Source organism: Leisingera sp. ANG59 (assembly GCF_013317235.1).
Classification (GTDB): Bacteria; Pseudomonadota; Alphaproteobacteria; order Rhodobacterales; family Rhodobacteraceae; genus Leisingera.
The window spans coordinates 318,252-332,470 of record NZ_WLCM01000001.1 but is presented as its reverse complement, the minus strand read 5'-3'; the positions used below and the strand labels follow the sequence as shown (position 1 = coordinate 332,470).

Here is a 14,219-nt window from a genome sequence, read left to right as displayed (position 1 = left end):
GCTTCCGCGCCGCAGCACAAGCGTTAGCGCCACCGTGCCCGGGGCCGGTTTTCCGTTACCGCCACCGCCGCATACCGTTAGCGCAACCGTGCGCTTTTTGCGCTAACAGTTTCATTTAATGACGCTTTTACCCCTTTAGACCACATCCGCCCCGGTCTATATGGCGGCCAAAGGTTTTGCTCGCTTGGAGACGTACTCATGACCATCAAAGTCGGGATCAACGGTTTTGGCCGCATCGGCCGCTGCACCCTGTCGCACATCGCCGCCTCTGGCCGCGACGACATCGAAGTGATCAAGGTGAACGCCACCGGCCCGCTGGAAACCGCGGCGCATCTGATCAAATACGACTCTGTGCATGGCCGTTTCCCGGGTGAAGTGAACATCGGCGACGGCACCATGAACCTGGGCCGCGGTGACATGCAGATGTTCTCCACCTACGACATGGCTGAGCTGGACTGGTCGGGCTGCGACGTGGTTCTGGAATGCACCGGCAAGTTCAACGACGGCGAGAAGGCGAAGGCGCACCTGGAGCGCGGCGCCAAGAAAGTGCTGCTGTCCGCCCCCGGCAAGAACGTCGACAAGACCATCGTGTTCGGCGTCAACGACGATCAGCTGGAAGCTGGCGACACCATGATCTCCAACGGCTCCTGCACCACCAACTGCCTGGCGCCGCTGGCCAAGGTGCTGGACGAGGCGTTCGGCATTGAGCACGGCATCATGACCACCATCCACGCCTACACCGGTGACCAGCCGACCCTGGACCGCCGCCACAAGGACCTGTACCGCGCCCGCGCTGCCGCCATGTCGATGATCCCGACCTCGACCGGCGCCGCGAAAGCCCTGGGTGAAGTTCTGCCGAACCTGAAGGGCCGTCTGGACGGCTCCGCAATCCGCGTGCCGACCCCGAATGTCTCTGCCGTCGACCTGACTTTCCGCGCCGGCCGCGACGTGACCGCCGAGCAGGTCAACGCCGCCGTCAAGGAAGCCGCTGAAGGCCCGATGAAGGGCGTGCTGGGCTATGAGCCGGCACCGCTGGTCTCCACCGACTTCAACCACACCCCGGAGAGCTCGATCTTCGCTCCCGACCAAACCCGCGTGGTCGAGGACCGCATGGTGCGCGTGCTGGCCTGGTACGACAACGAATGGGGCTTCTCGGTGCGCATGGCCGACGTCGCCGTGGCGATGGGCAAACTTGGCTGATCAAGGCCTAACGGCTTGAGAATTAGCGCCCGCTCAGGTTATCTGGGCGGGCGTTTTCCTTTGCGGCGGAGCTTTCATGACCAACCGGATTGCCATTTACCTCGGGCTTTTCCTGATTGCTGCCGCCGTGATCGACATTGCCCTGTTCGGCGACCGGCACATGATTTTCCTTGGCAAGAAGCTGTTTGCGCTGATCGACTGGGCCGCTTTCTGGCGCTAACCAGTGCCCGCAACACAAAAGAAGCAAAAAAAGCCGGGCACCCTGCCCGGCTTCACTTCACTGCCCCTGCGGCGGCCTCTAGCCGGTTTTGCCCAGCCTCTCCATCAGCTTATCCTTGACCAGCGGGGTGACAAACTTCGACACGTCACCGTCCAGCCGTGCGATTTCCTTGACCAGCTTCGAGGCAATTGCCTGATGCCGCGCTTCCGCCATCAGGAACACGGTCTCGATCGAGCTGTCCAGCGCCCGGTTCATGCCGACCATCTGGAATTCATATTCGAAATCGGCGACCGCCCGCAGCCCGCGCACAATGATCTGAGCCCCGACATCGCGTGCACAGTCGATCAGCAGATTCTCGAACGGATGCGCAATGATCTCGGTGCCGGTCTCTTCACTCAGCTTGGCGCATTCCGCCTCGATCATCGCCACCCGCTCCTCCAGCGGGAACAGCGGCCCCTTGTCGCGGTTGATGGCAACGCCGATCACCAGCTTGTCCACCAGTGCGCTGGCACGGCGGATGATGTCGATATGCCCGATGGTGATCGGGTCGAAGGTGCCGGGATACAGACCAACGCGCATGGGCGGCCTCCTGCCTTGTCAGAATTTCTGCACACGCAAACATATTTGCCGCCGCCATTGCAAGGGGGCAGAAATACGGATGGCCCCGCCTGCGGCTCAGTGTCCCATGATCATGTCCTGCAGCGCGTCCTTCTCCATCGCAACCTGGGCAAGCTGCGCCTTCACGGCATCCCCCAGGGTGATAATCCCGATGAGCTTTCCATCATCCTCCACCACCGGCATATGGCGGAACCGGCCGTCTGTCATCTGCTGCAGGACTTCGCCGACGTTGGAATGGCTGGTGCAGGTGACCAGCTCCTTAGTCATATAGTTGCTGACAGGTTGATCCAGACAGCCTGAACCGGATTTGGCCAGCTCCCGAACGATATCGCGCTCAGACAGAATGCCGTCTGGGTAATCGCCATCCGCGGAAACCACGACAGTGCCAAAACGGTTGTCCGACATGACTTTGGCGGCCTCAGCAACGCTTGCAAAAAGCGAAACGGTAACCACACCGGTTCCAGCCTTGGACTTCAAAATCTCCTGAACAAGCATTCTGCACGCACCTCCGAAATAAAATTGCGTAATTCTGAAGTTTGCCGCAACGCAGCTTTAAGTCAAGGCTTCGAGCCGGGCCACCTCGTCGCGGATGCCCTTCGACAACGCTTGGGCAAAGCGGTTCAGCCGCTCACTGCGCTGGTCGCCCTGATGGCGCACCAGGTGAAAACTGCGCGTCAGGCTCACCTTGTCAGTCAGGATCTTGCGCAGCATCCGGTGGGCCGGCAGGCTGAAATCGTGCGCCACACAAACTGCGGTGCCCTGCGCCGCCATCTTGATCTGGACCGAGACAGAGTTGGACGCCAGCGCCACCCGCTCCACGCCGATGTCGTTCAGATAGTCCAGTTCCTTGTCAAAGATCATGTCGGGAATATAGCCGATCATCTTGTGGCCCTTCAGGTCCTCCAGCTTTTCGATCGGTGGATGCTCCTTCAGGTAATGGCGCGAGGCGACCAGGTGCAGCTTATAGTCGCAGATCTTCTGAACCAGCAGCTTGCCCGCTGTGGGCGCGCTGACGGTGACCGCCATGTCGGCCTCGCGGCGGCTCAGGTTGATCACCCGCGGCAGCGCCACGATCTGGATGTCCAGATCCGGGTTCTCTTCAGCAATCTGAGCACAGACCTGCGGCAATATGTAGTTGGCACTGCCATCCGGGGCGCCGATGCGGATCTGCCCGGACATAGTGTCGCTGGGGCCGCTCAGCGCTTCGGTGCCGGCCCGCATTGCCTGCTCTGCCGCCTCGGCATGGACCAGCAGACGGTCTCCGGCGGCGCTGAGGGCATAGCCTTGCGGCGATTTCACGAACAGCGGGGTTTCCAGTGCCGCCTCGAACCGGGCAATGCGGCGGCCGACGGTGGCGGGGTCCATTTTCAGAATGCGGCCAGCGCCCGACAGGCTCGCCTCCCGCGCCACCGCCAAAAACACTTTCATATCATCCCACTGCGGATCCATTGGCCCCGGGCCCTCCGTTCTGCTGCTAACCTGGCGTTAACCTTTTGCGTTCCTGCAAAGCCTCTTTGAAATGTTTCCTCTTTTCCGATGTTTTTTGCAAGCCTACGATGGAGGCAAGATGAACAGAGGAGGATCCGATGAAAGAACTCGGCCACTTTATCAACGGCAAACTGGTCTCCGGCACCTCGGGCCGCTTTGACGATGTTTTCAACCCCGCAACCGGTGAAGTGCAGTACCAGTGCCCGATGGCCAGCGCTGCAGAGACCACCGATGCGATCGAAAAGGCCGCCGCGGCGCAGCCCGCATGGGGCGCGACCAACCCGCAGAAACGCGCCCGCGTGATGATGGCGATGGTCGGCCTGATGAACCGCGACATGGACAAGCTGGCAGAAGCGCTGAGCCGCGAGCACGGCAAGACCATCCCGGACGCCAAGGGCGACCTGCAGCGCGGCCTGGAAGTGATCGAATACTGCGTCGGCGCGCCGCAGATGCTGAAAGGTGAATTCACCGACAGCGCAGGCCCCGGCATCGACATGTACTCCATGCGCCAGCCGCTGGGTGTTGTCGGCTCGATCATGCCGTTCAACTTCCCCGCCATGATGCCGCTGTGGCACGTCGGCCCGGCGCTGGCCTGCGGCAACGCCGTGGTGCTGAAACCCTCCGAGCGCGACCCCTCCGTGCCGCTGATGCTGGCCGAGCTGTTCATCGAAGCCGGCCTGCCCGAAGGCGTGTTCCAGGTCGTGAACGGCGACAAGGAAGCCGTCGACACCATCTTGGACAGCGAAATCATCCAGGGCGTCTCCTTCGTAGGCTCCACCCCGATCGCGCAGTACATCTATTCCCGCGCCACCGCCAACGGCAAGCGCGCCCAGTGCTTCGGCGGTGCCAAGAACCACATGATCATCATGCCCGATGCCGATCTGGACCAGGCCGCTGACGCGCTGGTCGGTGCAGGCTTCGGCGCGGCCGGCGAACGCTGCATGGCGATCTCGGTTGCGGTGCCGGTCGGTGAGGAAACCGCCGACAAGCTGATCGAAAAACTGATCCCGCGCATCGAAACCCTGAAGGTCGGCCCCTACACCGCCGGCGACGACGTCGACTTGGGCCCGGTTGTGACCGCGGCGTCCAAGGAGCGCATCCTGGGCCTGATCCAGTCCGGCGTTGATCAGGGCGCCAAGCTGGTGGTCGACAACCGCGACTTCAAACTGCAGGGCTACGAGGACGGCTTCTTTGTCGGCGCCCACCTGTTCGACCATGTCACCCCCGACATGGACATCTACAAGCAGGAGATCTTCGGCCCGGTGCTTTCCACTGTGCGTGCAGGCACTTACGAGGAAGCGCTGAAGCTGGCGATGGACCACGAGTACGGCAACGGCACCGCGATCTTCACCCGTGACGGCGACACCGCGCGCGACTTCGCATCCCGTGTGAACATCGGCATGGTGGGCATCAACGTGCCGATCCCGGTGCCGCTGGCCTACCACACCTTCGGCGGCTGGAAGAAGTCGATGTTCGGTGACCTGAACCAGCACGGCCCGGATAGCTTCAAGTTCTACACCCGCACCAAGACCGTGACCTCCCGCTGGCCCTCGGGCATCAAGGAAGGCGGCGAGTTCAACTTCAAGGCAATGGACTAACCTCCTGCCCCTTAACAGGAAAAGGCCCCGGATATTCCGGGGCCTTTTTCTTTGGCGGCAGTCTTTGCCAATCTGTGCGCCTTGACCCGGGGCGTCTTTCGCGGCACGGCAACAGTATAAATAAGGTTTCCAGCCAATTTTTACTTGCTCCCCGCTGCCGGTCGTCTATCCGGTCCTGAACTGAAAGATAAACGGCAGGCGCATGAGCAAGACACAAGACCGGAACCAGCCGCAGGCGGCTGCACGAACCGCCCGTGACTGGGTCAAGATCCTGGCCCAATACCGCGAACCCAATTCCGTGCGCAGCAGCTTTGAGCTCGCGGTGACGGTGGTGCCCTTCCTGCTGCTTTGGGCGCTGGCCTGGTGGTCGCTGTCGGTCAGCTACTGGCTGACGCTGGCCATTTCCGTGCTGATCGCTGCGTTCCTGCTGCGCCTGTTCACCATCCAGCACGACTGCGGCCACGGATCTTTCTTCAACAACCGCCACGTCAGCGACTGGGTGGGCCGGATCATCGGGGTGCTGACCCTGACCCCGTATGACGTCTGGCGCCGCACCCATTCGATCCATCACAGCACCCACGGCAACCTGGGCAAGCGCGGCATGGGCGACATTCACACCATGACCGTGGCCGAATACCGGGCCGCAAGCCGCTGGGACCGGCTGGTCTACCGCCTCTACCGCCACCCGGTGACCCTGTTCGGCCTCGGCCCCGGTTACCTGTTTTTCCTGCAGAACCGCATCCCCTACGGGCTGACGGGCCAGGCCCGCTACTGGATCAGCGCGATGGGCACCAACGCGGCGATCCTGGCCGCGCTGGGGCTGATCTGGTACTTCGGTGGTCTGATGCCGCTGCTGCTGATCTTCCTGCCAGCCACCCTGATCGCCGCCACCGCCGGCCTGTGGCTGTTCTATGTCCAGCACCAGTTCGAAACCACTCAGTGGGAACGGGAAGAGGATTGGCAGCTGCATGACGCCGCACTTCATGGCAGCTCTCACTATGTGCTGCCCCCAGTACTGCAATGGCTCAGCGCCAATATCGGTATCCACCATGTGCACCACCTGTACAGCCGGATCCCGTTCTACCGGCTGCCCGAAGTGCTGCGAGACCATGCGGAGCTGGCCGAAGGCAACCGGATGACCATCCGTGAAAGCCTGACCAACGCCCGGCTGCATCTGTGGGACGAGGACAGCAAGCGCCTATTGTCCTTCTCCCAGGCCCGCAGCCTTCCGGCCTGACCTGTAAACAGGTTCCGGGCGGCAATCTTCTGCCACCTGGGAAAACACAACCTTGTGAGCAGCGGAGTTTCCGCTATGCCGACCCTAGGAAAAACCGCAGCCATGATTATCTTGCGGCGGAGTTTTCGAGCAGCACGGTAGAGGCAACATGACCAAACCCCGCATCACCCGCCGCGCAACCCTGATGGGCCTCGGTGCCACCCTGGCCACCCCGACCCTTCTGCGCGCGCAGTCGACCGACGCCTTCCCGCAGAACGAACCGGCGATTCGCGAGGAAGTGCCGGTGCAGCGCAATACTTCCGCATTCACCCAGCAGAACTGGCAGGACCATTTCGAGACCCTGGGCGCGGGCTGCCTGCTGGCGGATATCAGCTCCCGCGCGCTGCATTACTGGGGACCGGATGGTGAAACCTACCGGCTGTTCCCCTCCTCGGTGCCGATGACCGAAGACCTGACCAAACGCGGTTACAGCGAGATCGTTCGCAAGGCGGAGAACCCCAGCTGGACCCCGACCGCCTCGATGCGGGAACGTGATCCCACGCTGCCGGAACGCATCGAAGGCGGCGTTCCGAACAACCCCTTGGGCACCCGCGCGATGTATCTGGACTGGCCGGCCTACCTGGTGCACGGCACCCATGACACCCGAAAAATCGGGCGGCAAAGCTCCTCCGGCTGCATCGGCCTCTATAACCAGCACGTAGAAGAGCTGTACGAACTGGTGCAGATCGGCACCCAGGTGCGGCTGCTCTGATCCGGCTGCCGGCAGCGGATGGCCCCAAATGAATAGGGCGCGGGAATTTCCCGCGCCCTTTTTCGGTATGCCATTGCGTCAGCTCAGGCTGATGTGGTCCGGTTTCAGCCCGGCATTGAACCGTTCCAGCGTCTTCTCCAGCAGCGCCTCGAAGTTGCGGGTGAACTTCTCCGTATCATAAAGCGGGCCGGTCTCGATCCCCTGACGCACCCGCGCCTTCACATCCGCAAGATATTCCTTGTCGCGGGCCAGCTTCAGGGCCAGCGCCTGATACTGCTGCGGTGTTGTGGTGGTCAGCTCATCCATTCCGATGGAATGCAGCAGGCTTGCGGCAACCCGCGCCGCAAACTGCTTGCCAACCTTGGTGACGACGGGAACACCTGCCCACAGCGCATCACTCGCGGTGGTGTGGGCGTTGACCGCGAAGGTGTCGAGGAAAACGTCCGCCAGCGGCAGACGAGCCAGGTGCTCCGCCTGCTGGGCGAAACCGGCAAAGACGATCCGCTCCGGGCTGACGCCCCGCCGCTTGGCTTCGGCGCGGATGTTTCCGCGGATGTCGTCATGGGCAGCGTAGAACCACAGCACACTGTCCGGCACCAGTTTCATCAGCTTCATCCAGATGTCGAATTCCTCCGGCGACACCTTGTAGGGGCTGTTGAAAGAGCAGAACACCAGCGCATCTTCCGGCAGGCCCACCTCCGCCCGCGTGGGCACATCCTCGGAGGCCTTGCGGCTGTCGTCGTTCGACTGGTAGCAGTCCGGCATATAGAGGACTTTTTCGGTGTAGTGCTTGCGGTACTTCGGCGGCACCACAACCGGGTCGGCAACCATGTAGTCGATCGCGTCCACACCAGAGGTGCCGGGATAGCCGAGATAGGAAATCTGAACCGGCGCCATCCGGTGGTCGAACAGGTTGATCCGGTTGCCCTTGGTGTGCCCCTTCAGGTCGATGGCAATGTCCAGCCCGTCCGCCCGCACCTGCTCGACAATTGTCTCGCTGGCGACGCCGCCGACCTGCCGGTAGACATCCGCGGATTGTTCCGCCCGCAGGCGTCCCTGCTGCTGGTTCATGGCGCCGTAGTCGTAGATGTAGATCTCGAACCTGTCCCGGTCATGCAGTTCGAACATCCGGCCGATCAGGTACATTGTCGCGTGATCCAGGAAGTCGCAGGAGAAATACCCGATCCGGATCTTGTCTTTCTTTGCCAGCGGCGCAGTAAAGCTGGCGGTCTCTTCCTTGCAGACCTTGTTGGCATTGGCGGCAAGCACGGAATACTGTTTCTGCATCTCCGGATCGTCCACCACACTCAGGAAGGAGAACGGGTCGATCGCTTTCATGACCTTGGAGAAGTTCTTGATCTTCTTGCGGGCCTTGCCGAATTCGGACCAGTCGCATTTGCGCCGCTTCAGGTGCATCATGCGGGCAAAGACAACTTCGTTCGACGGCGCGAACTTCAGGCAGTCCTGGAAGTAGTTGATGGCTTCCTCATCCTGCCCGATCCGCATCAGGTAGCTGCCGATATAGGCCAGGCATTCCGGGTTCTGCGGCTCCAGCCGCAGCGCCTCGACATGGCAGAGAATCGCCTTGTCGCGCTTCTCCATCAGTTCATAGATCTCACCCAGCGCGGTATGGATCGACCGGTTCTTGGGATCCAGTTCCATCGCCTGCTCCATCAGATAGACCGCATCCTTGAAGCTGCGCTCCACCGCCTTGCGGCGCGACAGTTTCATCAGGCGCACCACTTGTTCACGGACCGGAACGTCGCTTGATTTCAGCAGGCCGTGGCGCATGGCCATTGTGAAATTCGCCCGTTCATTGCTGGCCACAGCCGCCGGGAAATCCGGTGTTTTGCCACCTCCCTTAGCGGACCCGCTGAGGTTGGATGCCAGAAAGTGCTGCGCCCCTGAATTTGACACGTCGCCTGCTCCTTTTGGAATGCATGGTGCAGGGTTCGCCTGCACTTGACCGGTTTGAGACAGAGTTTCGCCGAAGTTTCTTAATTTTCTCCTGACCCCGGGGCGGGAAGCCGCGGCATTGCTGCACGGCGGCTTTGCATTCGCGCAGCTTGCCTCAGCGTCCGCCGGCGGGTATTAAATAAACAACTGTTCAATTCATCTGATCGACGGGAGGAGCGGCGCATGGATTTCGCACTGACAGAGGAACAGCAGGCCATTTTCGACATGGCCCATGCATTCGGCCAGGAAAACATCGCACCGCATTCCCGTGAATGGGAAAAAGCAGGCACCATCCCCAAATCGCTGTGGCCGAAACTGGCGGAGCTGGGTTTTGGCGGGCTTTATGTCTCTGAGGAATACGGCGGCTCCGGCCTTACGCGTCTGGACGCCACCCTGGTGTTCGAAGCGCTGGCGATGGCCGACCCTGCAGTCGGCTCCTTCCTGTCGATCCACAACATGTGCGGCGGCATGATCGACAAGTTCGGCTCCGAGGAGACCAAGCAGAAATGGCTGCCGAGCCTGTGCACCATGGGGAAGATCTTCTCCTACTGCCTGACCGAACCCGGCTCCGGCTCCGATGCGGCGGCGCTCAAAACCCGCGCCGAGCGCAGCAATGAGGGCTATGTGCTGAACGGAACCAAGGCTTTCATCTCCGGCGGTTCCTACTCCGACGCCTATGTCGTGATGTGCCGCACCGGTGAAGACGGCCCCAAGGGGATCTCCACCGTGGTGGTCGAGGACGGCACCCCCGGCCTCTCCTTCGGCGCTCTGGAGGACAAGATGGGCTGGAAGGCCCAGCCGACTTCTCAGGTGCAATTCGACGATTGCGCCATCCCGGCGGACAACCTGATCGGCGAAGAAGGCAAGGGTTTCTCCTATGCGATGGCCGGCCTTGACGGCGGCCGCCTGAATATCTCCGCCGGCGCTCTGGGCGGCGCCCAGGCGGCGCTGGACCAGACCGTGCAATACATGTCCGAGCGCAAGGCCTTCGGCAAATCCATCAATCAGTTCCAGGCGCTGCAGTTCCGGCTGGCGGAATATGAAACCCGCCTGCAAGCCGCCCGCACCTTCCTGCGCCAGGCGGCGTGGAAGCTGGACACCGGCGCCCATGACGCCACCAAGTTCTGCGCCATGGCCAAGCTGATGGTCACCGACACCGCCTTTGACGTCGCCAACGGCTGCCTGCAGCTGCACGGCGGCTACGGCTATCTGGCCGACTACGGCGTCGAGAAGATCGTGCGCGACCTGCGGGTGCACCAGATCCTGGAAGGCACCAATGAGATCATGCGCCTGATTATCGCGCGCCAGCTGATTGCAGGCTGACCCGCCCTGCTCCAGAATGCATGGCAAGAAATACTGATGGAGCACACAAGATGAGTGACATCCATATCCGCAAAGCCGGCCACGCCGGCCGCATCACCTTCACCCGCCCCAAGGCGCTGAACGCGATTAGCTACGGCATGTGCATGGCGATCGACGCCGCCATGCGCGAATGGGCCAGCGACGACACCGTCAAGCTGGTGGTGATTGACGCCGAGGGCGACAAGGCCTTCTGCGCCGGCGGCGACATTGCCGAGCTCTATGACACCGGCACCAAGGGCGACTATTCCTATGGCCGCACTTTCTGGCGCGATGAATACCGGCTGAACGCGCGGATCTTCGAATACAAGAAACCGGTGATCAGCTTCATGCAGGGCTTCACCATGGGCGGCGGCGTCGGCATCGGCTGCCATGGTACCCACCGGGTGGTAAGCGAAAGCAGCCAGATCGCTATGCCGGAGGTCGGCATCGGTCTGGTGCCGGATGTGGGCGGCTCGCTGATGCTGGCGCTGGCGCCGGATCACCTGGGCGAATACCTCGGCATGACGGCCGCGCGGATGGGCGCCGATGATGCAATCCTTGCAGGCTTTGCCGATTACTTCGTCCCGCAGGAGCAATGGCCCGCGCTGATCGCTGCCCTGCAGGAATCCGGCAGCGCCAAGCTGGTGGAGGAGAGCGCTCAGCCCGCGCCAGAGGGTAAACTGCGCACGCTTCGCGCGGACACCGCCAGGCATTTTGGCAAGGACAGCCTGGAAGATATCCTTTCGGGGCTAGAAGCTGAAGGCAGCGAGTTTGCCGCGGGTGCGCTGAAATCGCTGAAACGCAACTCGCCGTTGTCTATGGCCTGCACGCTGGAGATGCTGCGCCGCCTGCGCACCGATGGCCCCGCAATCCGCCGGGCGCTGGACCTGGAATACCGCTATACCTACCGCGCCATGGAACAAAGCGATTTTCTGGAGGGAATCCGGGCCCAGATCATTGACAAGGACCGCAATCCGCAATGGCAATATGCGGGCCAGGCCGTGCCTGTGCAGGCGGTTGACGACATGCTGGCGCCCCTGGGCGCTGATGCGCTGACATTTGAGGAGGACATGCAATGAAGATCGGATTTATCGGACTGGGCAACATGGGCGGGCCGATGGCCGCCAACCTCGCCAAGGCAGGCCATGAAGTCACCGGCTTCGACATGGCCGACGTCAGCATCGAGGGCGTGACCATGGCCGCCTCCGGTCCTGAGGCCGCCGCAGGCGCTGATGCGGTCATCACCATGCTGCCCAACGGCGCCATCCTGCGCCTTGTCGCGGCAGAGGTGATCCCGGCTATGGCCAGGGGCGCCGCCTTCATCGACTGCTCCACCGTCGATGTCGATTCCGCCCGTGCTGTGGCCGAACAGGCCGAGGCTGCAGGCCTTCTGTCTGTTGACGCTCCGGTCTCCGGCGGCATCGGCGGCGCGGCCGGCGGCACCCTCACCTTCATGGCCGGCGGCTCGGCAGAGGCATTTGCCGCGGCGGAACCGCTGTTCGATATCATGGGCCAGAAGGCCGTGCATTGCGGCGAGGCCGGCGCCGGCCAGGCGGCCAAGATCTGCAACAACATGATCCTCGGCGTCACCATGATCGCCACCTGCGAAGCCTTTGCGCTGGCAGACAAGCTGGGCCTCGACCGGCAGAAGATGTTCGACGTGGTCTCCACCTCCTCCGGCTACAGCTGGACCATGAACGCCTATTGCCCGGCCCCCGGCGTTGGCCCGCAGTCGCCCGCCGACAACAACTACCAGCCCGGTTTTGCGGCGGAGCTGATGCTCAAGGATCTGGGCCTCAGCCAGCAGGCGGCTGAGAGCGCCGATGCAGACACCCCGATGGGTGAACTGGCAATGGCGCTCTACAAGAAATTCGTCGAAGACGAAGACGGCAAGGGCATGGATTTCTCCGCCATGCTGCCCCGGTTCGAAAAGCGCAGCCGCAAGGGCTGAGACGCGCCTGCGCAGCCAGCGCCCAATTACCACTGCGCAAGGCCGGTCCCGAACGGGGCCGGCCTAGGTTTTGCGGGCTTTCGGACAATTCCGCTTAAATTCGACTAAACTCCCGGATTTAGACGCCACCCGGCCACATTTCGGTCTCATTTCAGCTCCATTCCGGAAGCCGGACGTTTTTCCTGTTCCTGGACCGAGACTGTACGCATGGCGACTGCAACCGAGCTGAACATCGACACAAATGCCACTGCCGCCCAGATGGCAGAGGAAATTTTTGGCGACGGCGTCACGGTTACCAGCGCCTCCTACAGCGGTGATACCCTGTCCTCCGGCATCTATTCGGGCGCCGACACGACAACCCCGGGCGTTGCACCTGCGGATTCAGGCGTCATCCTGTCCACCGGCCATGCCCGCGACTTCACCAACAGCGACGGGTCCACCAACACCAACCAGAATACCAACACGTCCACCAACACCAGCGGCGTCAACGGGGATTCAGATTTTGACTCCTTGGCAGGCGCAAGCACCTATGATGCGTCCTTCCTGGAGATCGACTTTGTCCCGGACGGCGACACGCTGACCATCGACTTCGTGCTCTCCTCCGAGGAATATCCGGAGTTCGCCAATTCCCAATACAACGACGTCATTGGGGTCTGGGTAAACGGGGTCGAGGCACAGGTTTCCATAGGCGACGGCACCGCCTCGATCGGCAACATCAATGACGGCACCGAGAACGTCTATGTCGACAATACCGGCGACCAGTACAACACGGAGATGGATGGCTTCACCATCACCCTGACTTTTGTTGCACCTGTTAACGCCGGTGAAATCAACTCATTGAAGATCGGTGTCGCCGATACCTCCGACAGCAGCTATGACACCAACCTGCTGATAGCCGGCGGCTCGGTACAGACCGCCATGGTTGCCCAGGACGACCAGGAAGACATCGCAATCAACAAGACCAGGGTGATTGACGTTCTGGATAACGACACAACCACTTCCGGCACGCTGACCATCACCCATATCAACGATCAGGCGGTCTCAGCCGGGGACACCGTTACGCTGGCCACCGGCCAGCAGATCACCCTGAATGCCGACGGAACCCTGACTGTGGTCACTGACGGCGACCTGGAAACCGTCTACTTCAACTACACCGCAGACAACGGCGAAGGGAACTCGGATACCGGCCTGGTGGAGATCAATCAGACCGTGCCCTGCTTCCTTCGCGGCACGCTGATCCGGACCCCTGACGGCGAGATCACAGTCGAGGACCTGCGCCCGGGCATGGAAGTTCTGACCTACGACAACGGCCCGCAGGTGCTGCAATGGACCGGCAGCCGCAGCACGGCGTGCACGGCCGAAACCGCCCCAATCCGTTTTGCCAAGGGCAGCTGCGGCAATGACCGCGACCTTTATGTTTCCCCGCAGCACCGGATGGTCGTGTCCGGCCCGCTGGCGGATCTTCTGTTCGGCCAGGAGGAAGTCCTGGTCAAGGCCAAGGATCTGGTCAACGACAAGACCGTGCGCCCGGCACTGGAGATGCAGAAAGCAGACTATTTCCACCTTCTGTTCGGCAGCCACCAGATCGTCTGGGCCAACGGCGCCCTCAGTGAAAGCTACCAGCCCGGACCCGAAACCGCTGTCGGCTTTGATGCCGGCACGCAGGCGGAAATCCGCGAATTGTTCCCGGAACTCTGCGCTGAAAACAGCCGCGGCTACGGAAGTGCCGTCCGGCTCTCGCTTCGCAGCTTTGAAGCGCGGGTTCTTGCCACCGCCTGACCTGCAACCGGCAACCCGCCGCTTCCCGTTTTCAGCACCCTTGGCTTTGCCGCCGGACCCGTTATTTGAAGGGCAGCGCA

13 protein-coding genes are annotated in these 14,219 nt (G+C 61.9%); 9 read left to right on the top strand and 4 right to left on the bottom strand.

The window, feature by feature from the left end; genetic code table 11:
- Positions 1-198: 198 nt before the first annotated feature.
- Both gap and GKC28_RS01665 read left to right on the top strand, forming a co-directional pair.
- Positions 199-1,200 carry a type I glyceraldehyde-3-phosphate dehydrogenase gene (gap, locus tag GKC28_RS01670; protein ID WP_174144795.1) on the top strand — a complete coding sequence of 334 codons (1,002 nt, stop codon included), beginning with the start codon at positions 199-201 and terminating at the stop codon, positions 1,198-1,200.
- A gap of 76 nt (positions 1,201-1,276) precedes the next feature.
- Positions 1,277-1,420, top strand: coding sequence for a hypothetical protein (locus tag GKC28_RS01665; protein ID WP_174144794.1), 144 nt, complete (start codon positions 1,277-1,279; stop codon positions 1,418-1,420).
- A gap of 78 nt (positions 1,421-1,498) precedes the next feature.
- On the opposite strand, the gene coaD is transcribed toward GKC28_RS01665, so the two are convergent.
- From coaD to GKC28_RS01650, 3 genes are all read right to left on the bottom strand, one after another.
- Positions 1,499-1,999 (bottom strand): pantetheine-phosphate adenylyltransferase, encoded by a 501-nt coding sequence (gene coaD, locus GKC28_RS01660; protein ID WP_174144793.1) that lies wholly within the window; start codon positions 1,997-1,999, stop codon positions 1,499-1,501.
- A 96-nt stretch (positions 2,000-2,095) separates the two neighbouring features.
- The gene (locus GKC28_RS01655; protein ID WP_174144792.1) at positions 2,096-2,533 is read right to left on the bottom strand and encodes a CBS domain-containing protein; all 438 of its coding nucleotides are present in this window, start codon (positions 2,531-2,533) and stop codon (positions 2,096-2,098) included.
- Between the two features lie 57 nt (positions 2,534-2,590).
- A complete protein-coding gene (locus GKC28_RS01650; protein WP_065267135.1) occupies positions 2,591-3,487 on the bottom strand; it encodes a LysR family transcriptional regulator in 897 nt (298 codons plus the stop codon).
- Between the two features lie 137 nt (positions 3,488-3,624).
- Here GKC28_RS01650 and GKC28_RS01645 point away from each other — a divergent pair, with 137 nt between their 5' ends.
- The 3 genes from GKC28_RS01645 (at position 3,625) to GKC28_RS01635 (ending at position 7,112) form a co-directional block, all read left to right on the top strand.
- Positions 3,625-5,124, top strand: a complete 1,500-nt coding sequence (locus GKC28_RS01645) for a CoA-acylating methylmalonate-semialdehyde dehydrogenase (protein ID WP_174144791.1) — start codon at positions 3,625-3,627, stop codon at positions 5,122-5,124.
- Positions 5,125-5,326: 202 nt separating this feature from the next.
- Positions 5,327-6,361 carry a fatty acid desaturase gene (locus GKC28_RS01640; RefSeq protein WP_174144790.1) on the top strand — a complete coding sequence of 345 codons (1,035 nt, stop codon included), beginning with the start codon at positions 5,327-5,329 and terminating at the stop codon, positions 6,359-6,361.
- A gap of 148 nt (positions 6,362-6,509) precedes the next feature.
- Positions 6,510-7,112: a L,D-transpeptidase gene (locus tag GKC28_RS01635; protein WP_174144789.1), complete on the top strand. Its 603-nt coding sequence runs from the start codon at positions 6,510-6,512 to the stop codon at positions 7,110-7,112.
- 78 nt (positions 7,113-7,190) lie between these two features.
- On the opposite strand, the gene GKC28_RS01630 is transcribed toward GKC28_RS01635, so the two are convergent.
- The gene (locus tag GKC28_RS01630; protein WP_174144788.1) at positions 7,191-8,909 is read right to left on the bottom strand and encodes a UDP-N-acetylglucosamine-peptide N-acetylglucosaminyltransferase; all 1,719 of its coding nucleotides are present in this window, start codon (positions 8,907-8,909) and stop codon (positions 7,191-7,193) included.
- A 342-nt stretch (positions 8,910-9,251) separates the two neighbouring features.
- On the opposite strand from GKC28_RS01630, the gene GKC28_RS01625 reads away from it, so the two are divergent.
- The 4 genes from GKC28_RS01625 (at position 9,252) to GKC28_RS01610 (ending at position 14,139) form a co-directional block, all read left to right on the top strand.
- On the top strand, positions 9,252-10,391 hold the full coding sequence (locus tag GKC28_RS01625; RefSeq protein ID WP_174144787.1) for an acyl-CoA dehydrogenase family protein: 1,140 nt from the start codon (positions 9,252-9,254) through the stop codon (positions 10,389-10,391).
- A 50-nt stretch (positions 10,392-10,441) separates the two neighbouring features.
- Positions 10,442-11,488, top strand: coding sequence for an enoyl-CoA hydratase/isomerase family protein (locus GKC28_RS01620; RefSeq protein WP_174144786.1), 1,047 nt, complete (start codon positions 10,442-10,444; stop codon positions 11,486-11,488).
- A complete protein-coding gene (gene mmsB / locus GKC28_RS01615) occupies positions 11,485-12,360 on the top strand; it encodes a 3-hydroxyisobutyrate dehydrogenase (RefSeq protein ID WP_174144785.1) in 876 nt (291 codons plus the stop codon). The genes GKC28_RS01620 and mmsB overlap by 4 nt, the downstream gene beginning before the upstream one ends.
- Before the next feature lie 207 nt (positions 12,361-12,567).
- Positions 12,568-14,139, top strand: a complete 1,572-nt coding sequence (locus GKC28_RS01610) for a choice-of-anchor L domain-containing protein (protein WP_174144784.1) — start codon at positions 12,568-12,570, stop codon at positions 14,137-14,139.
- Positions 14,140-14,219: the final 80 nt, after the last annotated feature.

Coding starts and splice junctions, on each gene's coding strand:
- gap (WP_174144795.1), top strand. CDS start 199: ATGACCATCAAAGTCGGGATCAACGGTTTTGGCCGCATCGGCCGCTGC.
- GKC28_RS01665 (WP_174144794.1), top strand. CDS start 1,277: ATGACCAACCGGATTGCCATTTACCTCGGGCTTTTCCTGATTGCTGCC.
- coaD (WP_174144793.1), bottom strand. CDS start 1,999: ATGCGCGTTGGTCTGTATCCCGGCACCTTCGACCCGATCACCATCGGG.
- GKC28_RS01655 (WP_174144792.1), bottom strand. CDS start 2,533: ATGCTTGTTCAGGAGATTTTGAAGTCCAAGGCTGGAACCGGTGTGGTT.
- GKC28_RS01650 (WP_065267135.1), bottom strand. CDS start 3,487: ATGGATCCGCAGTGGGATGATATGAAAGTGTTTTTGGCGGTGGCGCGG.
- GKC28_RS01645 (WP_174144791.1), top strand. CDS start 3,625: ATGAAAGAACTCGGCCACTTTATCAACGGCAAACTGGTCTCCGGCACC.
- GKC28_RS01640 (WP_174144790.1), top strand. CDS start 5,327: ATGAGCAAGACACAAGACCGGAACCAGCCGCAGGCGGCTGCACGAACC.
- GKC28_RS01635 (WP_174144789.1), top strand. CDS start 6,510: ATGACCAAACCCCGCATCACCCGCCGCGCAACCCTGATGGGCCTCGGT.
- GKC28_RS01630 (WP_174144788.1), bottom strand. CDS start 8,909: ATGGCCATGCGCCACGGCCTGCTGAAATCAAGCGACGTTCCGGTCCGT.
- GKC28_RS01625 (WP_174144787.1), top strand. CDS start 9,252: ATGGATTTCGCACTGACAGAGGAACAGCAGGCCATTTTCGACATGGCC.
- GKC28_RS01620 (WP_174144786.1), top strand. CDS start 10,442: ATGAGTGACATCCATATCCGCAAAGCCGGCCACGCCGGCCGCATCACC.
- mmsB (WP_174144785.1), top strand. CDS start 11,485: ATGAAGATCGGATTTATCGGACTGGGCAACATGGGCGGGCCGATGGCC.
- GKC28_RS01610 (WP_174144784.1), top strand. CDS start 12,568: ATGGCGACTGCAACCGAGCTGAACATCGACACAAATGCCACTGCCGCC.